The 19329-nt window shown below is 61.6% G+C and carries 15 protein-coding genes; 12 read left to right on the top strand and 3 right to left on the bottom strand.

Annotation, left to right across the window (positions count from 1 at the left end):
* Positions 1 to 106: 106 nt before the first annotated feature.
* Positions 107 to 919, bottom strand: coding sequence for an IclR family transcriptional regulator (locus tag ACO05N_RS15790; protein ID WP_079247215.1), 813 nt, complete (start codon positions 917 to 919; stop codon positions 107 to 109).
* Positions 916 to 1677: an enoyl-CoA hydratase/isomerase family protein gene (locus tag ACO05N_RS15785; RefSeq protein WP_422057953.1), complete on the bottom strand. Its 762-nt coding sequence runs from the start codon at positions 1675 to 1677 to the stop codon at positions 916 to 918. Before ACO05N_RS15785 ends, ACO05N_RS15790 begins: the two co-directional genes overlap by 4 nt.
* A gap of 98 nt (positions 1678 to 1775) precedes the next feature.
* Between ACO05N_RS15785 and ACO05N_RS15780 the strand changes: the two genes are divergently transcribed.
* The 5 genes from ACO05N_RS15780 (at position 1776) to ACO05N_RS15760 (ending at position 6941) form a co-directional block, all read left to right on the top strand.
* Positions 1776 to 2966: a CaiB/BaiF CoA transferase family protein gene (locus ACO05N_RS15780; protein WP_206599136.1), complete on the top strand. Its 1191-nt coding sequence runs from the start codon at positions 1776 to 1778 to the stop codon at positions 2964 to 2966.
* Positions 2963 to 4081, top strand: a complete 1119-nt coding sequence (locus tag ACO05N_RS15775) for a hypothetical protein (protein ID WP_422057952.1) — start codon at positions 2963 to 2965, stop codon at positions 4079 to 4081. The genes ACO05N_RS15780 and ACO05N_RS15775 overlap by 4 nt, the downstream gene beginning before the upstream one ends.
* Entirely contained in the window at positions 4078 to 4803 is a 726-nt protein-coding gene (locus ACO05N_RS15770) for an SDR family NAD(P)-dependent oxidoreductase (protein WP_422057951.1), read from the top strand. The genes ACO05N_RS15775 and ACO05N_RS15770 overlap by 4 nt, the downstream gene beginning before the upstream one ends.
* An 11-nt stretch (positions 4804 to 4814) precedes the next feature.
* A complete protein-coding gene (locus ACO05N_RS15765; RefSeq protein ID WP_422057950.1) occupies positions 4815 to 5837 on the top strand; it encodes a zinc-dependent alcohol dehydrogenase in 1023 nt (340 codons plus the stop codon).
* A 162-nt stretch (positions 5838 to 5999) separates the two neighbouring features.
* Positions 6000 to 6941: a formylglycine-generating enzyme family protein gene (locus ACO05N_RS15760; protein ID WP_422057949.1), complete on the top strand. Its 942-nt coding sequence runs from the start codon at positions 6000 to 6002 to the stop codon at positions 6939 to 6941.
* Here the strand turns inward: ACO05N_RS15760 and ACO05N_RS15755 are convergent.
* Positions 6908 to 7948, bottom strand: coding sequence for a LacI family DNA-binding transcriptional regulator (locus tag ACO05N_RS15755; protein ID WP_422057948.1), 1041 nt, complete (start codon positions 7946 to 7948; stop codon positions 6908 to 6910). The genes ACO05N_RS15760 and ACO05N_RS15755 overlap by 34 nt on opposite strands.
* A 72-nt stretch (positions 7949 to 8020) precedes the next feature.
* Here ACO05N_RS15755 and ACO05N_RS15750 point away from each other — a divergent pair, with 72 nt between their 5' ends.
* The 7 genes from ACO05N_RS15750 to ACO05N_RS15720 all read left to right on the top strand — a co-directional run bounded on the left by ACO05N_RS15750 (position 8021) and on the right by ACO05N_RS15720 (position 19293).
* The gene (locus tag ACO05N_RS15750; protein ID WP_422057947.1) at positions 8021 to 9040 is read left to right on the top strand and encodes a phosphotransferase family protein; all 1020 of its coding nucleotides are present in this window, start codon (positions 8021 to 8023) and stop codon (positions 9038 to 9040) included.
* A complete protein-coding gene (eno, locus tag ACO05N_RS15745) occupies positions 9037 to 10338 on the top strand; it encodes a phosphopyruvate hydratase (RefSeq protein ID WP_422057946.1) in 1302 nt (433 codons plus the stop codon). Before ACO05N_RS15750 ends, eno begins: the two co-directional genes overlap by 4 nt.
* 25 nt (positions 10339 to 10363) lie before the next feature.
* Complete coding sequence (locus tag ACO05N_RS15740) at positions 10364 to 11215, top strand: fumarylacetoacetate hydrolase family protein (protein ID WP_422057945.1); 852 nt, start codon at positions 10364 to 10366, stop codon at positions 11213 to 11215.
* A gap of 22 nt (positions 11216 to 11237) precedes the next feature.
* Positions 11238 to 11990 (top strand): SDR family NAD(P)-dependent oxidoreductase, encoded by a 753-nt coding sequence (locus ACO05N_RS15735; protein WP_422057944.1) that lies wholly within the window; start codon positions 11238 to 11240, stop codon positions 11988 to 11990.
* A 527-nt stretch (positions 11991 to 12517) separates the two neighbouring features.
* Complete coding sequence (locus tag ACO05N_RS15730) at positions 12518 to 14716, top strand: hypothetical protein (protein WP_422057943.1); 2199 nt, start codon at positions 12518 to 12520, stop codon at positions 14714 to 14716.
* A 57-nt stretch (positions 14717 to 14773) separates the two neighbouring features.
* Positions 14774 to 15346, top strand: coding sequence for a hypothetical protein (locus tag ACO05N_RS15725; RefSeq protein ID WP_422057942.1), 573 nt, complete (start codon positions 14774 to 14776; stop codon positions 15344 to 15346).
* Positions 15347 to 15486: 140 nt separating this feature from the next.
* Positions 15487 to 19293: a TonB-dependent receptor gene (locus ACO05N_RS15720; RefSeq protein ID WP_422057941.1), complete on the top strand. Its 3807-nt coding sequence runs from the start codon at positions 15487 to 15489 to the stop codon at positions 19291 to 19293.
* Positions 19294 to 19329: the final 36 nt, after the last annotated feature.

Raw genomic sequence — 19329 nt, 5'->3', positions numbered from 1 at the left:
TCGTTGGCTTGAGCGATAGACAACGTCAAGAGCGGGGTGCCACAGGCTTCAAGGCCGAAATGACGGTAGCGATGCCTTGGGAGCGAGCCTTAGCTGAGGATCAGTTTCAACCAGGGTTTGGTGCGAGAGACGAGCCCATCGCGGCGCTGATACGGGCGGCAGTGTCCCTGATCGCTTCGATGGCGTCCTTGAGCGGCATCGAGTCGCCCGCCTGATTGACATATCCCATGCTGAGCGCGGCGAGAATGCCCCCCCGCCCGAATACCGGGACGCTGCTGTTGATGACGCCGTTCACCAGGACGCTCTCAATTGTCTCGAAGCCGAGCCTTCTTGCGGCAGCAACGCGCGCGATGAAGCTTGCGGCTTCATTGGACGGCGCTGGATTGACGAGGAGGTCCAGACGGTCTTGGGGCAGAAATGCCGCAATCACGACGCCAGAACTGGTAGCAAGTGCGGGAAATATGGCGCCCGTTCGAACTGAATACCCCGCAGGTCGGGGACTTGGCACCGAAGCGAGGACCAGGATCGAGTCACCGTTCAAAACTGCCAGGTGACACGACTGTTCGGCGCGGCGAGAAAGGCTCTCCATCAGTGGCAGGGCCAGTGAAATCAGCCGTTCGGTCGGTTCGAACCTATGTGACAACTCGAACAATCTGAGCGTGAGGCCATATCGACCCGCCACATCCTGCTGAACGTAGCCACGATCGGCGAGGTAGAGCACGATGCGGTAGATCTCGCCCATGGTGCGACCGAGACGGTCGGCGATTTCATTCATGGCCAGTCCATCGGGCGAACTCGCCAGCAACTCGACGACATCGAGTCCTTTGCCGAGCGCGGGTACCTGCGCCGGACCTGCCTCGCCCCGGGGGCGGTGCACGCGTGCGCGGCGTGCGGCGGCGGGAACAGCTTTGTCGTTCATTCGCCCGCTTCTTGCGCGCCTCCAAACAAATTGGAAGCGGGATCCTTTGCGGCCATGGCGAAGCAGATCGTCATCAGCTCGTTTTCGATCCTGAGGCCGTGGTCGACCGGATGATCCATCGCGCTACGAACGGCCGCCTTCACCGATTGCGTGGCGATCGACGAATGACCGGCGATGGCGGCTGCAATGCGCCGCGCTGTTTCAAGCTCTTCCCCTGGCTCGACCAGCCATTCGATCATCCCCATGTCAAATGCCTCCTGCGCCGAAAAACGGTCGCCGGTGAGGAGATAGCGCATGGCCCTGCCATACCCTGCCAACCGGGTCAGATGCTGCGCCGCCCCGCCGGCACCGGTCCAGCCGAGCTGGACTTCCGGCGCGCCAAATGTGGCTGAACGCGCCGCGACGCGCAGGTCGCAGGCGAGTGCGATCTCAAGCCCGCCACCCAATGCCCAGCCCTTTACCGCGGCGATGCATGGTTTGCGCAAACTGCGGATGCTCGCGATATAGTCGTTGCGGTTGCGCCACGCCCAGGGGTCTCGATAGGTGGCCAGCCCGCCAATATCCGATCCTGCGCAGAACGCACGCTCGCCGGCCCCGCAGATGATCGCGACGTGCACCGCATCGTCGCGATTCACAGTCGCGCAATGCGCCGCGATCTGCTCGTACATCGCTGGCGTCAGCGCGTTGTGCTTGGCGGGACGGTTCAGAACGATCTCTGCGACGCGCCCGCTGATCTGAAGATCGACGGTTTCTTCCATATCACCAGCCTATCCATAATTTCGGCATTTGCAAATAACTTCGACCTATGCAAATTGACGAGAGCCGGGTGTCTGAGTCCCGACGGGAGGAGCGGATGATGAGCGAAGCGGATCTGCCGCTGGGCGGGCTTTTGGTCGTGGACCTCAGCCAGTTTCTGGCCGGCCCCTATGCGGCGTTGAGACTGCTCGACCTGGGTGCGCGGGTGATCAAGGTGGAGCGCCCCGACGGAGGTGACCCATGTCGCGATCTGTACAAGACGCGAGACCAGCGCATTTCGACCCTTTTCCAAGCGATCAATCGCGGGAAGGAAAGCCTCGCGCTCGATCTGAAGCTGGCTGATGATCTTGCGGTCCTGCGTCAGGCGCTGGAGCGCGCGGATGTCGTGATCCAGAACTATCGCCCGGGCATCGCTGAGCGGCTGGGCATCGGCTATGAGGCGGTGCGCGCGATCAATCCCCGTGTCATTTATGCCAGCATATCGGGCTATGGCAGGGACGGTCCCTGGGCCAAGCTGCCAGGGCAGGACCTGCTCGCCCAGGCGCGGTCCGGTATCATGTGGCTAAGCGGGGATCAGGCGTCGCCGCCGACACCGGTCGGCTTGGCGGTTGGGGACATCTATACTGGCGCGATGGCTGTCCAAGGTATTCTCGCGGCGCTGGTGCGGCGCGGCGTGACCGGCCGGGGGGCGCTGGTCGAAACCAGCCTGCTCGAAAGCCTGGTCGACCTTCAGTTCGAGATGATCACCGAATATTTCGCCAACCAGAACACCATGCGTTTCCGATCCGAAGCCTCGAACGGCAATATCAACGCGCCACCGCCTTATGGCGTTTATCGTACTAGCGACGGTTATCTCGCACTGGCGATGACGCCCCTCCAGCGGCTTGCCCCACTGCTGGATCTCGATCCGGATCCGGCCTGGGAAGGCGACCATCTCTCGCTCCTGGTCGAGCGAGACCAGATCAAGCGACGGATCGCCGAGCGAATCGTGATGCGCAGCACGGCGCACTGGCTTGCCGCGCTGCAGCCGCATGATATCTGGTGCGCCGAGGTCATGGACTGGACCGCACTCCTGCGAACGGAGCAGTTTGCGGCACTCGATATGCTTCAGGATCTGCCAAGCGTGGACGCAGCCTCGGTCCGGACGACCCGCATGCCGATCTCGATTGACGGAGTCCGACCGCGAGGACATGCGCCGGCGCCGGCGCTTGGCGCGCACAGCGAGGCGCTACGTCGCGAACTCGCGGGCAATGATGCGCCGCTGGTGTCAGCCGTGAAACCGGCGCTATGACCACGCTTCGAGGCATCACCTGGGATCATCCCCGCGGATATGATCCGCTGGTGGTGATCTCGACAGACTATCTGCGGGAGCACGGCACGACGATCCAATGGGACCGGCGCTCGCTTCAGGATTTCGCGGACTATCCGATCCGCCGGTTGGCGGAGCGCTACGACCTGATCGTTCTTGATCATCCCCATATCGGCGCGGTGGCGGCCGAACGCTGCGTGTTGCCGCTGCCTGAAACCGAGCCGGATTCGACCGCGTCGATCGGCGGATCGGCGGAGAGTTATGTCTGGGAAGGTTTGCGCTGGGCCTATGCGATCGATGCCGCCTGTCAGATGGCGGTGCGCATCGAGCATGCCACTGCGCCGCTGCCGCGATACTGGCACGAGTTCTTGGCCGACGATGCAGCCAGGCTGCGCGCCGTGACGCCGCTCAAGCCTGTCGATGCGTTCGATATGTGGCTGACGTTGCTGGCGAGCCTGGGATGCGCCTTGCCGGCCACCGGCCAGACATTCGCCACCTCGCGCGCTGGCGAACGCGCCTTTGCGATCTTGCATGCGCTTTATCGGCTTGGACCGGAGGAGGCGCTGAACTGGAACCCGATCCACATACTTGAGCTGCTTTCGGACGGGGACGGTGAGTTTGAACAGTCGCCCTGTCTATTCGGCTATGTAAACTACGCCGTGCCTGGCGTGCGGCGGCGTCGGCTGGCGTATTACGACCTGCCGATCTTCGAACCGGGCGGCGTGCGACGCGCGATCCTGGGCGGAGCGGGGCTGGCCGTCTCCGCCCATTGCCGCGATCCTGAGGCGGCGATTGCCTTTGCCAAATGGGCCGCATCGCTGCCGGTGCAGAACGGGCTGTATCTCGCCGGCAATGGTCAGCCTGCGCATCGGCATTGCTGGGAACATCGTCGCGACGACGCGCGCACCGGAGGATTTTTCGGCGGCGGCTTCGCAACGATTGACGCCGCCTGGATACGCCCGCGCGAGTCGTGGTTCCCGGACTTCGTCGATACCGTCTGCGAGAATATCTCACCGCTTATCGTCAGCGGCGACGGCGTTGCTTTCTGCGCCATGGTCGACCGCGCTTATCGGCATCATTCAGGAGTGCGGGCATGAGCCGCGTTGCAGTTATTACCGGAGGCAATCGCGGTCTGGGGCTGGCGCAGACGCGCCGGTTCCTGGCGGGCGGATATCGGGTCCATGTCGTGGCCCGTTCGCGTGGCGATCTGGATAGACTGGGTTCCGGCGAGGGTCTGTCATTCGTGGCCGCCGATTTGGCGGAGTGGCGCAACGCCGACTTTCTCGACCGGATCGCCGATGATGCCGGCGGGATCGACGTGCTGATCAACAATGCCGGCGTGCATCTCAAGAAGCCCGTTGAACAGGTCGAGCCCGATGAACTGGAGACGGTGATTGCCATCAATTTGATGGCGCCGTTCGCGGCGAGCGCGAGGTTCGTCGAGCTGAACCGGAAACGAGGAGGGGCGATCGTCAACATCTCGTCGATGGCCGGACTGATCGCATTGCCAAGCGCTGCCGCGTACGTCACTTCAAAGACCGCAGTGATCGGCCTGACGCGCAGTATCGCCGTGGATGCGGCGCAGCATGGCATCCGCTGCAACGCGGTTTGCCCGGGCTTCATCGAAACCGACATGACGCGCGCCGTACTCGCCAAAGACCCAGCGCGCCGTGCAAAGATCGAAGGACGTATCCCCACGGGCCGCTTCGGATCGGCCGAAGATGTCGCCAATGCCTGCTTCTTCCTGGCAAGCGACGAGGCCGTTTATATCAATGGCGTGGCACTGCCCGTGGACGCCGGATTCTCAATCGGATTTTGAAACGGAGCAACATGGAAAACCAAGTCACCCAGTTGGTCGCCGCCGGCGAAGTCACCGTCATGCCGGGTGAGCCGGCCATGCCCCCGCCGCCTGGCTGGGTGCGGCTGAAGCTCGCGCGCGCCGGCATCTGCGGCACCGACATGCATTATTTCAGGCATTTCGGAAATGCCGGTTTTCCACTGCGAAACCCGGTCACGCTCGGTCATGAAGCCAGCGCCCATGTCGTCGATCCTAATGGGAGCGACCTAGCCAGCGGCGCGCTGGTAGCGCTTAACCCCATTATCGCCTGCCACCAATGTGATGCGTGTCGTCGCGGGCACGAAAATCTTTGTACCGCAAAGCGCTTTCCCGGCTCCGCGCTGACCTATCCACATGTCGATGGATTCTTCCGCAGCGTAATCGACTTTCCGGCGGAATGTTGCATCCCGGTTTCGTCGCCCGTGGCGGCTGAGCATCTCTCCTTTGCCGAACCGCTGGCCTGCTCGCTCCACGCCGCCACGCTGGGTGAAGTGGGTGAGGGGTCACGCGTGCTCGTATTGGGCTGCGGGCCGATGGGGTTGCTGAGCGTTATCGCGGCAGCCTCGCGCGGAGCGACCGTTCACTGCTCCGACCTACGCTCGGAGGCAGTCGAGCGCGGATGTGAAATCGGCGCAAGCCAAGGCTTCGTCATCGGCGAGGGCGAGCCCCCGGCCGACAGCGCCTATGATTGCGTGATCGAGGCAAGCGGCAGCATCGTGGCGCTCAATCAGGGGTTTCAGTCAGTACGCCGCCAAGGTAGAGTCGTCGTCCTGTCCAATCTGCAAGCCGGCTCGACCGCGCCCGAGCTACAGCGAATCATGCTCAAGGAGATCAGCTTGATTGGATCATTTCAGTTCAATCGGGAATTTCGCGAGGCGGTTGAGGTGATCGCGGGTGGACAGTTTGACTTTGGCAAGTTGATCGCACGAGTGTTTGCGCTGAGTGAGATCGAGCAGGCGTTTGAACTTGCATTCAGTGGAACGGCGGTTGGTAAGATTCAGCTCGCTGACGGATAAATGTTGAGTATTTTGATCGGCTTTGTTCGCTCGTTCCCGCTCGCAGGCTCATTCGCCACGTGCACGGCATATGGCAAGGCCGTCGCTGGCGTGGCGATTGTTTCGGCTTTCGCTGCGCTATCGGCGTGCGGCGGCGCGGAACCGGACAATGCAGTCGCGCAGATGGACAGAACCTCAGGGTTGGCGCGCCGATGCGCCAGCGAAAAGGCGGCTAGCGCGGTTGAGGTCGCGGGCGGCAAGTTCGAGATGGGACAATCGGGTGTTTACGCCGAGGAGGGGCCGGTCCGCATGGTCGAGGTCAGCCCCTTCTGGATCGACCGCAGCGAGGTGACGAACGCCGCCTTCGCAACGTTTGTAACTGCAACTGGATATGTGACGGTGGCTGAGAAGCCAGTCGACCCCGACATTTTCCAGGTTCCAGCGGAGCAGATTCCGCCCGACATGCTGAAGCCAGGGTCGGCGGTGTTCACCAAACCTTCGCGCGCCAGTAACCGCTATAGCGACTGGTGGGCATATGTGCCGGGCGCAAGCTGGCGCAAGCCTTACGGTCCGACCGGTGCTGAATATCGCCCCAGTGAGCCGGTGGTGCATCTGGCCTATGCCGATATGGCGGCATTTGCCAATTGGCGCGGCGGCCGAATTCCGACCGAGGCAGAATGGGAGTTCGCGGCCAAGGCCGGCCAGCCCGACTACATCGCCCAACCGGCAGAGGCCAATAGCTGGCAGGGCGTCTTCCCGGTCGCGAATGAAAAGACCGATGGTTTTGAAGGCCTCGCCCCGGTTGGCTGTTTCGCGCCCAATGCGCTCGGACTCTATGACATGGTCGGCAACGCGTGGGAAATGACCAGCGATTTCTATGCGCCAGGTCACGATCCAGCCAGGCCGACGCGCGATCCGAAGGGCCCATCCGAGAATGACGCTTATGATCCGGGCAATCCGGGCATGCCGTCGCGCGTGATCAAGGGCGGGTCCTATCTTTGCGCGCCTAACTATTGCCGGCGCTATCGCCCCGCTGCGCGGACGGGTCGAGACAGCGGCATGGGCGCCAGCAATGTCGGATTCCGTCTGGTCTATGACACCGCCGAGGCAGCGCGTGGGACGTGACTCGGTTCGGTCGGTCCCGATGAGCGGCGGATGATCAGCCTGGCTCGATGCTGAATTGCAGCTTCGGTCGTCGTGTCGTCTGAGAGGGCCAGTTCGAACGTCGATCGCGCGAGGGCTTCGGTCGGGAGGCCGATCGTCGAGACGCCGCCATTGAGCCAACGATAGACGGCGGGATCCCCATAGCCGATAAACGCCAGTTGTTCGCCGAGGAGCACATCGTTCTCCAGCAATTGTTCAAGCGCGCCTCGAGCGATCTCAACGCCGGCGCACAGGATTGCAGTGGGCGGAACCTCGAGTGCCAGACATTTACGTACGCTGTCCCGACCGTGATCGTAGACGGCAGGTCCGGACAATGTGCGCTCATCGCTGGGCGAGAGGCCCGCAGCAGCCATCGCTCGCGCGAACGCTTCCCGCCGGCCGCGTCCCGACGACAGCGCCAAGGACGGACCGATGAATGCGATCAAGCGATGCCCGTGCTGGACGAGGTGCGCCACCGCTTCGTCGATCGCGGCGGTATCATCGATACCTACGAATTGCGCAGGCCGTGGCACCGCCGGGCTTCGGATCAAGTATAGACGACGTATGGTTTCCCCGGAGGTTTCCGCTGCCCGTCCCTCATCTGCCAGGGTGGGAACAATGATCGCAGCATCGGCGTGCAACCCGCGCAGTTGCTCGAGCGCCTGCCGCTCACGTTCCGGGTCCTCGCTTGTCAGATGAATAACGAGGTTAAGCCGCCGCGCTGCGCACAGGTCGCCAAAGGCCTGGGCGAACCGGGCGTAGAAGTCGTTGACGATATTGGGCAGCAGCAGCCCGATCGTGCCGGATTTCATCCCGCGCAGCGCCTTGGCGGCGGACGACTGGATGTAGCCCCGATCGAGCGCCAGTTTCAGGACCCGCTCGCGCATATCGACGCTGACATTGGGATGATCGTTGATCGCGCGCGATACCGTCATGTGCGAAATGCCGAGCTCCCGAGCGAGTGTCTTGACAGTTACCTTGGCCGGCACAGCAGATCTTTCTGACGGGGAACTATTTGCTTGCAATGATATTCGCGAAGACGCAATAGCGCCATTGTTCACGTGAACAATGGATATGGGATGGTTCACCCGGAACTGATCGAACGATGCCGGCGACTGATGCAAGAGCTCGGCCTCGCAGGGCCTCAGGCCGTGATTGCCGCAACATGCCTGACGGGCGGAGTGTCGTCGGACGTGCTTCGCGTCGATGTCGACGGTCAGGCATATTGCGCAAAGTTCGCCCTCGAAGTGCTCCGAGTGGCGGCTCGATGGGAGGCGCCCATCCACCGCAATCGCACGGAATATGCGTGGCTGAAGTTTGCGGCCTCTGTGGCGCCGGACTCGGTGCCGCGACTATATGGCCATAGTGAGCGCGAACAGGGCTTTGCGATGGAGATGGTTGCCGGAGGCGCTCGCAACTGGAAAGATGAACTGGTTGCCGGCAGGGTCGATTCCGGGATTGCGCGGGAAGCGGGCAGGCTGCTCGGTCGCCTCCACGCCGCATCCGCGGGCCGCGTGCTAGACCCCGACCGTTTCGGCACGGCAGAGGATTTCTTCGCGCTCCGCGTCGAGCCTTATTTCATCCATCTGATCGCAACATATCCGCAGCTCGAAGCGCGGGTGCTGGCGCTGGCTGAACAATACCGCGTTTGTCGGATCGCGCTCATTCATGGGGATGTCAGCCCCAAGAACATTTTAGTGCGCGACGGAGTGCCGGTGCTGCTCGACGCCGAATGCGCCACGATGGGGGATCCCGCGTTTGATATCGGCTTCTGCCTCAACCACCTGCTCTTGAAGTGGGTGCACATTCCCGACAGCAATGCAGCGCTGCTCCGCGCCGCGCGGGCGCTATGGGACGGCTATTGCGAGCATCTCGATTGGGAGCCGGTGGCGGCGCTGGAGAGGCGTGTTGCTGATCTGGCCCCACTGCTGCTGTTGGCGCGAGTCGATGGCAAATCGCCGGTCGAATATCTGCATGCCGAGGCGAAACAGACCGTCCGCTCCATTGCACTTGATCTGATCGACCGTCCAGCTGCCACCATTGAGCACATCGCTACCCGACTGGAGGCGCGACGCGCATGAGCACCATCCAATCGATACTCGGTCGCCGCGTGTGGGATTCGCGCGGCAACCCGACCGTTGAAGCCGAAGTGACGCTCACCGACGGCAGCATCGGGCGTGCGATCGCGCCGTCCGGCGCGTCGCGCGGCGAGCGCGAGGCGATCGAGCTTCGGGATGGGGGCGAGCGCCTCGGTGGCAAAGACGTTTCGCGCGCCGTCGCCAACGTCAACGGGCCGATCGCAGCACGACTGCGGGGCATGCCCGCGGCGGATCAGGCCGGCGTGGATGCGGCCATGCTCGCGCTGGACGGCACACCGCTCAAGACGGAGCTTGGCGGCAACGCGATCGTCGCGGTTTCGCTCGCAATATTGCACGCCGCTGCGGCCAGCGCCCGTTTGCCGCTATGGCGTTACCTGGCCGACGGGCACGACGCGACGCCCACCATCCCGCTGCCGGAGATTCAGATCTTTGGCGGGGGCGCGCATGCCGGGCGGCGCGTGGATATCCAGGATTTCATGATCATGGTGCCCGGCGCAGACGATCTCGAGGAGGTCATGGAAGTCACCAACGCGGTCTATCACGCTGCCGGCCGGCTCATGGAGGCGCGCGGCGGGGCCGTTGGGGTCGCGGATGAAGGCGGATGGTGGCCGACGGTTTCGACCAACGAGGAGGCGCTCGAGCTGCTGGTCCAGGCGATCGAGGCGGCAGGTGAGGTGCCCGGCGAGCGCGTCGTCATCTCGCTCGATGTCGCCGCGTCCGAGTTCGAGCGCGACGGCCGCTACGTCCTTGGCCTAGACGGACTTGAACTGGATAGCGGTGAGTGGCTCGAGCGGTTGGGCAATTGGGTCGATCGCTATCCCATTGTATCGATCGAGGATCCCGCATCGGAGCGCGACCCGGAAGGCATGCGCGCCTTCACCGCGCGCTGGGGCGACCGGCTCCAGATCGTCGGCGATGATTATCTCGTCACCAATGCAAGGCTGATCGAGGCTGCAGCAGACGCGGGCGGCTGCAACGCTTCGCTCATCAAGGTCAATCAGGCCGGCACGGTGACCGAGACGATTGAGGCGCTCCGCGCATCTCAGGAGCGGGGCTTTGGCACGCTGGTCTCCGCACGATCGGGCGAAACTGAGGATGTGTCGATCTGTCACCTGGCGGCGGGGCTTGATGCCGGACAGCTGAAAGTCGGCTCGTTCGCGCGATCCGAGCGGATGGCGAAATGGAACGAATGCCTGCGCTTTCAGGGACAGGCGGGGATGGGCGCGTTCGTCGGCGGACGTCCGATCGAGGGAACTTGGTGGGGCGCGAAGCGGCCCTGAGGCAGATGAACGAAAGGAATTATACATGCGGTTTCTTCGGGTAGACATGGGGGACGGGAGGGTCGTGCCTTGCATCCTCGATGCTGACGGCAGCGCCCGGGATATTTCTACCCTGGTGCCCGATCTTGGGCCAGGAACGCTTGGCGATGCGCTGATCGAGCGGATTGCGGCAACTGAAATCACATCGCTGCCGCTGGTCGATCTGACCGGCCGGCGGATCGACGCGCCGATGGCGCAGCCAGGGACGATCTGGTGCATCGGCCTGAACTATAGCGACCACGCGGCAGAGGCGGGGATGGCGATTCCGAAGGAGCCTATCCTCTTCAACAAGGCGGCCGTCACCTATTGCGGACCGAACGATCCGATCCTGATGTCGCCGCAAATGACCAAGCTCGACTGGGAAGTCGAACTTGGGATCGTGATCGGCAAAGCGGCGCTGAACGTGTCGCCCGACGCTGCGCTCGAATATGTGTTCGGTTATGTGCTGGTGAACGACGTGTCAGAACGCGCTTGGCAAATGGAGCGCGAGGGTCAGTGGGTGAAGGGCAAGTCCTTCCCGAACTTCTGTCCGGTCGGGCCGCATCTGGTGACGCGCCAAGCCGTGGAGGACGTGCAGTCGCTGTCCATGTGGCTCGACGTCAACGGGGAGCGCAAGCAGACGGGCAGTACGTCCAGGATGATCTTCGACGTCGCAACCGTCGTTTCATATATGAGTGAATTTACACGGCTGGAGCCTGGCGATCTGATCTGCACCGGCACGCCACCGGGCGTGGGCGCGGGTATGAAGCCGCCGCAATGGCTGAAGGCGGGTGATTGCGTGACGCTGGGCATCGAAGGCTTGGGTGAACAGGCCCAGACCGTCGAGCCGCTCGCCTGACGAGCGGCAGCAGGAGAGCAACATGAGCAGCCGGGAATTTGCGGGCAAGCGTGCGGTCATCACGGGCGGGGCGCGCGGCGTGGGCGCTGTGGCGGCGCGGATGCTGCTGGCGCGCGGAGCAACTGTGAGCCTGTGGGATCGCAACGGCGAGCAGCTGGCGGAAGTGGAGCGCAAGCTTGCTCCGACGGGAAGCCTTCATACCCAGACGGTGGATGTAGCGGATGCGGACGAGGTCGCCGCCGTGACCGAGGGGGCGGTGGCACTGATGGGCGGGATCGACATCCTGGTCACAGCGGCGGGTATCGCCGGTGTTAATGCCCCGGTCGAGAGCTTTCCCCCCGATGTGTGGGACCAGGTAATGCGCGTTAATCTCGGCGGCGTGTTCCTGTGCTGCCGTGCGGTTGTGCCGCATATGCGCCGGCAGAACTATGGCCGGATCGTTACGATCGCATCGGTCGCGGGCAAGGAAGGCAATCCCAATGCCTCGGCCTATTCCGCTTCGAAAGCGGGGGTGATCAACTTGACCAAGGCGCTTGGCAAGGAATTGGCCGACACGAACATCACGGTGAATACCATTACGCCGGCCGTTATCGCGACCGAAATGCTCAATGACGTGAGCGAGGATCAAATCCGCTACATGGTTTCCAAGATCCCGATGGGCCGTACGGGTACGCCAGACGAGGTAGCGGAGATGATATGCTTCCTCGTCTCCGACCGCGCGACTTTCTCCACCGCGGCAACATTTGATATGTCAGGCGGGCGGACGACCTATTGACCAGCAGGCCGCGCCGCAGGGTTGGGCGCATGCGGACGATCGCCTGGTCGCCAAAACAGGCTGAGGGGCGAACCATGCTCTCGCTGGGGACATGCGTATCGCGCTGACGGCGTGCAACTTGTCGGCACCGGCAGTCGTCACCGCTCGCGGCAATATTCAGCGGAGAGAACTGGCAGTTGTCTTTTGCCCGCGGCGGATGCGTGCGAGCCAGTGAAGGCATCCGATCAACAGGCCATGCGCGGCTTCTTATGCTGATCTCCCATTGGGACGCGCGCGCCCGGAGCCACCGATAAGCCTTATTGGCTGATCGGTGGACGATCGAATTATCGACCTCCAGCGCACGCACTACTTGACACAATGTCGACAGTCGACATTGTAAGCCTGGATCGGCGAAGCTCGCCGAGTGTGACGGGAGAGTGTGCGTGAAGCGAGGCAGTATTGCGGTTCTGGCGCTGTTGACATCGACGATGGCGGTCGGCGCCAGTTCGCAGTCCCCTGTTTCAAGCGGTTCTGCCGCTGCCCAGGATATGATTTTCGATTTCGAGGATGGCATCGTGCCCGCCTCGCTCCAAGCTGCCAATGCGCAGGTTTCGATTGCGAAGACCGCTGAGGGGCATGCGCTGAGAGCCAACCTCCAGTCACGTGAGAATCTGTACACCTCTCTTACTTTCCGGCCCGCCAAGCCATGGGACTGGCGCGGCGGGGATGTTGTTGGCCTCGCGTTGGAAATCCGCAATCCCGGCGGTGAATCGGTTCAGCTCAATCTCGACATCGTCGATGGAGAGGGACGAGCCGCAACCCGCAGTACGGTCATTCCCGCCGGTGGGGGCGGCACCTATTATGCGCCGCTCAAGGGGCCGGATCTCAAGGCGGACACCGGCTTGCGCGAAGATCCCGATTATTGGCGCGGCGTCGGGCGTAAATTCACGTGGATGTGGGGCAGCAAAGAGCTCGATCTGGCGGCCATTCGCGAATTCAAGATCGGATCGATCAGCCTGGCGAGCGACCGGAGCATCACGATCGACAAGGTCCGGATCGTACGCAATCCGCCGACCGATCCCAGCTATCTGAAGGGCATCGTTGATCGCTATGGCCAGGCGGCGAAGATCGACTTTGTGGGCAAGGTCAAATCTGATGCCCAACTGCAGGCGGCGGCGCGCGCCGAGGTCGCGCAACTGCGCGGCGCGGCACTGTCTGACCGCTCGCGCTACGGCGGCTGGAAAAATGGACCCAAGCTCGAGGCGACCGGCTTCTTCCGCACCGAAAAGGTCGACGGAAAATGGGCGATGGTCGATCCCGAGGGATATCTCTACTTCGCCACCGGCATCGACAATATTCGCATGGCCAATCTGACGACCATGACCGGCTATGATTTCAAGCCGGGGTCGGTGAAGCCGCGCGATGCGAACGACGTGACGCCCGAGGATTCCGCCGGCCTCTATCGGGTGCCGGATTCGGCATTGCCTGGCCGCTTCGTGGCGTCCCAGCTGCGGCGCGAAATGTTCCAGTGGATTCCCAGATATAACGATCCGCTGGGCGATCATTTCGACTATCGCCGCGAAGGCCATTCCGGCCCGCTCGACAAGGGGGAAGCCTATAGCTTCTACCGCGCCAACCTGGAGCGGCGATACGGCCAGACCTCGCCCGCGTCCTATATGAAGGCTTGGCGAGATGTGACGACCAAGCGCATGATTGACTGGGGGTTCACCTCGTTCGGCAACTGGCTGGATCCTAGCTACTACGCCACGGCCCAGCTTCCCTATTTTGCCAACGGCTGGATCATCGGCAATTTCAAGACGGTGAGCAGCGGCGACGATTATTGGGCACCGCTACCCGATCCTTTCGACCCGCTTTTTGCCGAACGTGCCCGGGTCACCGCACGGTCGGTGGCTTCGGAGGTGCGGGGCAGTCCGTGGTGCGCCGGCATCTTCATCGACAATGAGAAGAGCTGGGGCCGCGTGGGCACGCCCCAAGGCCAATATGGCATCGTGATCAACACCTTATCGCGCAGCGCCTCCGACAGTCCAACCAAGGCCGTGTTCGTCAAGTTGTTACGCAAGAAATATGGCACCGTGGCCGCGCTCAATACGGCGTGGGGTGCAGACATCGCGTCCTGGGACGCGCTGGCCAAGGGTGTGGTGCTGAAGGAGCATGGCGCCGCGCGACAGGCCGATTATGCGATGCTGCTCAAGGCATATGCGCGCGAATATTTCCGTGTCGTCGATGGCGCGCTCAATGAGGTGTTGCCCAAGCACCTCTATATGGGCGTGCGTTTTGCGACCTGGGGCATGACGCCGGAAGTCATCGAGGCGGCAAGCGAGTTCGTCGACATCATGAGCTACAACGAATATCGCGAGATCCCGCACGAAGGCGCGTGGAGCTTCCTTGCGAAGATCGACAAGCCCAGCTTGATCGGTGAATTCCACATGGGAGCGAGCGACGCCGGACTATATCACCCTGGCCTGATCCTCGCGTCCGACCAGAAAGATCGCGCCGCGCAATATGAGCGGTACATGGACGCCGTGATCGCCAATCCGTGGTTCGTCGGCGCGCACTGGTTCCAATATGTCGATTCACCCCTGACCGGCCGTTCCTATGACGGTGAAAACTACAATGTCGGCTTCGTGTCGGTCGCGGACGTGCCCTATCCCGAAATGGTCGCTGCGGCGAAGCGCATGAACGGGCGCCTCTATCCTGTCCGGTTCGGAAAGAAGGCGTTGAAATAGGAGGAGCAGCTCGGTCGGCCGGGCATCGTTTGACATTGATGAGTGGGGAGCAGGAACATGCAGCTTTCGATTGGAATCGCTGTCGCACTGATGGGTGCCGTCGCAGCGCAGGCTTCAAGTGAACAGATCATCAGCGATGCACAACGTCCGGTTTGGGGCAGCTACGGTGACATAAAGGTCAGTCGGCTGAGCGAACCAAAGGCACCGGGCGGCACATTGGTCCGCATTTCGGTGCCGCGTGCCGGTGCGAACTTCTGGGACAGTTCGGCGACAGGTGCGATCTCGAAGGCGGTAAAGAAAGGCGACATCGTGACGATCGGCTTCTTTGCGCGATCGGGCGAGCCGGGCAAGCCGGCTTGGGTCAACGCCGTCGTCGGAAGCGTGACGCCACCCTTCAAGGCCGCTGCGGTGGGTCGCGTGGAGCTTGATGACGAAATTCGGTTTCATTGCGTCGAAGGCATCTCGCCGGTTGATGTTGGCGACAAGCAAGGTCGTTTGACGCTTCACGTTGCCGGCGCAAAGCAGGTCGTCGATCTCGGCCCTTACATGGTTACGACGCGCGCGTCGGGTAGCGAGACGCAGCTGCCCTGCGCCCGCAAGGTCAAAAGCAGCGCGCAGGCTACCAACTAACTACTCGCAATGCGTTGTCGACTGTCGACAAAATAATTGACTGTAGCCTGGAGCCCGATCTAGATGGCGTCGACAATCGACATTCGAGTCGTCGACTGCTGTCAGATTGTCGGCCAGAATGTATAAAATGGGGGAGGAAAATGATGCGATTTTCCAAAAATGATTTTCTGCACACGACCGCCGCGCTGACCATGGCGATTGCCATTCATGGGAATGCCGCTTTTGCTCAGACCAGCGCACCTGCCCCGTCCGGCCCGGTCGCGACCGCCGACGACCAGGACGACGAGACGGTTGATCGCGAAGGCGACATCATTGTCACGGGTATTCGAGGCAGCATTAATCAGTCCATTGACGACAAGCGTCGTTCGGGTCAGATCGTCGATACGATCAATGCCGAAGACATTGGCAAGTCGACCGATCAGAACATCGCCGAGGCCCTGAATCGTATCTCTGGCGTCAGCGTCAACACCGTCGATGGCCAGGGGGCCACGATCTCAGTTCGCGGTGCGAACGCGGATCAGACTGTCGTCACGCTCAACGGTGTTGCCCTGGGCTCGACTGGCTTCTCGCAGGGTGTCGACCTTTCGGCTTACTCCGCTGACATTCTGGCGAAGGTAGAAGTGGTCAAAACCCCCTCGGCCGATGACGAGGAGGGGTCGCTCTCCGCGGTCGTCAACCTGATTACCCGCAAACCGCTTGATCTGAAGCGAGACGTGCGGACCATCTCCTTGCAACAGCGCTACAATGGCCTGTCCAAGTCGTTCGATCACAAGATCTCGGGTACCATCTCGCAGCGTTTCTTCGAGGATCGCTTCGGCGTTATTGTCACCGCCTATGACGAAAAAACTTCGGTGCGTCGCGACCAGGTGGCTTTTTCCAACTACAATGCCTTTGGCACGAACTTCTACACCGACCAGAACGGCAAGGCGTTTGGCGCAGCCGACGCGATTGCAGCAGAGGCGACGCGGGCGGCGATGTTCAACCGGCCGAGCGCGTTCGCCGGCGTAGAAGGCGTCGCGGCGGGACGGGGCCCTTATGCCAACATCGCCTATGGACTCGCGCCGACCACGGCGGGTTATGAGATTTACGAGAACGAATATAGCAGGCGTGGTGCGGACGCGTCGATGCAGTGGCGCTTCTCCGATCGCACGTCGCTGACCCTGAACGGCACCTATAATCAGCAGAAATTTCGCGGCCAGATGACGGGTGTGTCCGTCAGCCAGTCGAACTTCGGGGGTCACATCGATGGCGTGCAGCAGCCGAATCTCGGCCTGACACCGAATTTTCTTGACCGTACATCCGTATACGACACGAACACCGTTCCTTACGGGGGAACTGTCCAGAATCCTGGTGACCCGGTCACCAACCCAGGACTGAACAATGGCTTGATGTGGACCGATCCGGTCCAGAACTGGCGTCTTCTCGACACTGATACTCGAACCTATTCGCAATATCTGAACCGCTTCTCGACTGGCAGCACCACGAATTCGGTCAATAACTACACCGTCGAGAATTATCTATTCAGCGCGGAATTCGAGCATGGCTTTACAGACCGGCTGAGAATGAGCGCGGGTGCCTCATTGGCCAAGTCCGAGCAGAAGCCCGAACGCAGCATCTACATGGTGGCAAACCGGAACCGCGTGGTCGGCCCATGGAACCTGCATCATGTCCCGGCGGACTATTTACAGCCCGCAGGCTATGATTGTTCAGGAAGCGCATGCCGTCTCGTCGGCGGCACATCCACCCCCAATCTTGGCCAAATCATCGACATTCGGGCCGACCAGAATGATTTGTGGGACAATGTTGGCCGTACCGGATTCAATCCGGACGACCTCAATTCGCACACGCTGTCGTATATCCAGTCCAGTGTGACACGGGTGAGTGACGAGCAGCGGGCGGCGTTTGCCGACTTCGACTGGGATGTCGACTTTGCCGGAATCAACAGTTTCGAATTCGGCGCCAAATATACGGAGCGCAAGAAGTTCGTCGATGCCCAGTCAGGCACGCCGCGCGCCAGCAGTCAGCTTGTCGAGGCGATTAGCCCGTTCACCGGACAAACGATCTTTGTGGATCCTGCCGCCATCTCGCTGATCTCCGCCGGCATTTTCTCCAGCGGCACCACCTCTGCCAACAATTTGCTGAGCGGTCTGGGCGTTCAGCGAGATCATATCAGCGACGGCTGGGCGACCTTTGATCCTGTCGCTGCTCTTCAGGCAGTGACCACGGGCGAGCGTGATTTCACGCTCGACCGCACGCAAACGCGCGGAGCCGAGTTCCGGAACATCGCAGCTTATATCAAGGCGAACTTCGCCTATTTCGAGGACCGCCTGAAGGGCGATATCGGTCTGCGCTATGTCCGCACAAAGCTTGACACGACCGGCTTTGCCGGCGCGAACTTTGCGTTCGACGCCCAGGGGCAAGGCCGGATCATCGATCCGATCGCGCTCAATACCCTGCGGAATTCGAACCAGGGTAACCGTTGCCCGGTGCTGAGCGAAACACCTTCGCCGCTGGGTCGGGGTCCTTCGTCGGCATATTGGACGGGTGCTGGGCCAGTCCCAACAGACTTCAATGATGGCCGGAATTACAATCTTTCGAACTTCCAGGCGCGAAATCGACAGGCTCGTATCGACGGGCAGGGGACTTCGCCTGCAGTTCCTGGCGGGGTCTGCTACGATCCGTTGCTTGAGCCAGGCGCCATTCCGAATGCTTTCCTCGAGCGCAACCTGATCCGTTACTCCGACCTGTCGACCGAACAATTCGGCTCGATCGGTGGCCGGACGCTTACCGACCGCAGCCGTGCGTCGATCGCGGCGGCGGATGCATATGATTACAATGTCTTCCTGCCGAGCCTCAATCTCAGCTTCCTGGCAACGGACAAGCTTATTGCCCGCTTCTCGGCATATCGTACAATGTCGCGCCCGCCGATTGACGATCTACGCGCCGGCTTTCGCATGAGCGAAGGATCTGTCTTCGAAGGGACCACTCAGTTCCGCCCGACCTCGACGGTCGACCTCTATTCGGCGCAACTCAATCCGCTAAAGGCAAACAACGTCGACATTGCTGTCGAATGGTACTTCAAGCGCGATGCAATGCTGTCCGCGAATCTCTTCTACAAGGACATCAGTGATCTGGTCGAAACGGTCGACCAGCGCTGGTTTATTGGTGATCTGCGAAGGATCGCTGCAGATCCGAATGGGGCGACAGTCGATGGCCTGAATTTTACCGACTCGACGGGCCGTACGACCGACCTTTTGCTGACGCCATCTTCGGATGTCTCGGCTGTGCCGGATATCAGCCAGTGCATGCCACGTCGCTTGCAGGGCGAGGCGACGCTCCAGCAGGCCACCAGCTGGCTTTATGGAGGGGACGGTCGGGCGTTGTGTAACGAATATAACGTTACGCGACGGCAGAATTCGGAATCAGCCCGCGTGATGGGTGCCGAAGTCCAATATGTGCAGAGCTTCACCTTCTTGCCGGGCCTGCTGTCTGGCCTCGGCATTGCGGCGAACTACACCTTCTCAAAATCCGAGTTCCAGGACTCCAAGTTCCCGATTCCCGGGACGCCCCGGCACTCCTACAACGTGACCGGATACTGGCAGAAGGCTGGCCATCAGCTTCGTCTGGCCTACGCAGGTAGCAGCGACTCGCTGGTTCAGCGATCCTTCTCTGGTGGCGCCTTGTGGCAGGAAGGCCGCAGCACGTTGGACTTCTCGGCAGCTTATCAGGTAACGCCCAAGTTCAGCTTCACCTTTGACGCAGCCAATATCACGGATGCGCCCGTACGGACCTATTTCACCAGTCGTATCATCCGTTTGCCTGATGCAACTGGCGCGATGGTCAACTTCGACGAAGGGTCAATCTATGAAGGCGCACCCAAGTCCCGCACTGTTCAGGAGTATAACACCGGCCGGATTTTCCGCTTCGGTGTGAGGGCGGAATTCTGATCGGGAGATCACACCTCTCTCCCTGAGCCTAGGCGC

The organism is Sphingomonas sp., from assembly GCF_965227385.1.
Taxonomy (GTDB): Bacteria; Pseudomonadota; Alphaproteobacteria; order Sphingomonadales; family Sphingomonadaceae; genus Sphingomonas.
Note: the sequence above shows the minus strand (reverse complement) of the source record. Positions and strands in the feature narration are given on the sequence as shown.

Coding starts and splice junctions, on each gene's coding strand:
- ACO05N_RS15735 (WP_422057944.1), top strand. CDS start 11,238: ATGAGCAGCCGGGAATTTGCGGGCAAGCGTGCGGTCATCACGGGCGGG.
- ACO05N_RS15785 (WP_422057953.1), bottom strand. CDS start 1,677: ATGGAAGAAACCGTCGATCTTCAGATCAGCGGGCGCGTCGCAGAGATC.
- eno (WP_422057946.1), top strand. CDS start 9,037: ATGAGCACCATCCAATCGATACTCGGTCGCCGCGTGTGGGATTCGCGC.
- ACO05N_RS15730 (WP_422057943.1), top strand. CDS start 12,518: ATGATTTTCGATTTCGAGGATGGCATCGTGCCCGCCTCGCTCCAAGCT.
- ACO05N_RS15780 (WP_206599136.1), top strand. CDS start 1,776: ATGAGCGAAGCGGATCTGCCGCTGGGCGGGCTTTTGGTCGTGGACCTC.
- ACO05N_RS15775 (WP_422057952.1), top strand. CDS start 2,963: ATGACCACGCTTCGAGGCATCACCTGGGATCATCCCCGCGGATATGAT.
- ACO05N_RS15740 (WP_422057945.1), top strand. CDS start 10,364: ATGCGGTTTCTTCGGGTAGACATGGGGGACGGGAGGGTCGTGCCTTGC.
- ACO05N_RS15765 (WP_422057950.1), top strand. CDS start 4,815: ATGGAAAACCAAGTCACCCAGTTGGTCGCCGCCGGCGAAGTCACCGTC.
- ACO05N_RS15720 (WP_422057941.1), top strand. CDS start 15,487: ATGATGCGATTTTCCAAAAATGATTTTCTGCACACGACCGCCGCGCTG.
- ACO05N_RS15770 (WP_422057951.1), top strand. CDS start 4,078: ATGAGCCGCGTTGCAGTTATTACCGGAGGCAATCGCGGTCTGGGGCTG.
- ACO05N_RS15790 (WP_079247215.1), bottom strand. CDS start 919: ATGAACGACAAAGCTGTTCCCGCCGCCGCACGCCGCGCACGCGTGCAC.
- ACO05N_RS15725 (WP_422057942.1), top strand. CDS start 14,774: ATGCAGCTTTCGATTGGAATCGCTGTCGCACTGATGGGTGCCGTCGCA.
- ACO05N_RS15760 (WP_422057949.1), top strand. CDS start 6,000: ATGGACAGAACCTCAGGGTTGGCGCGCCGATGCGCCAGCGAAAAGGCG.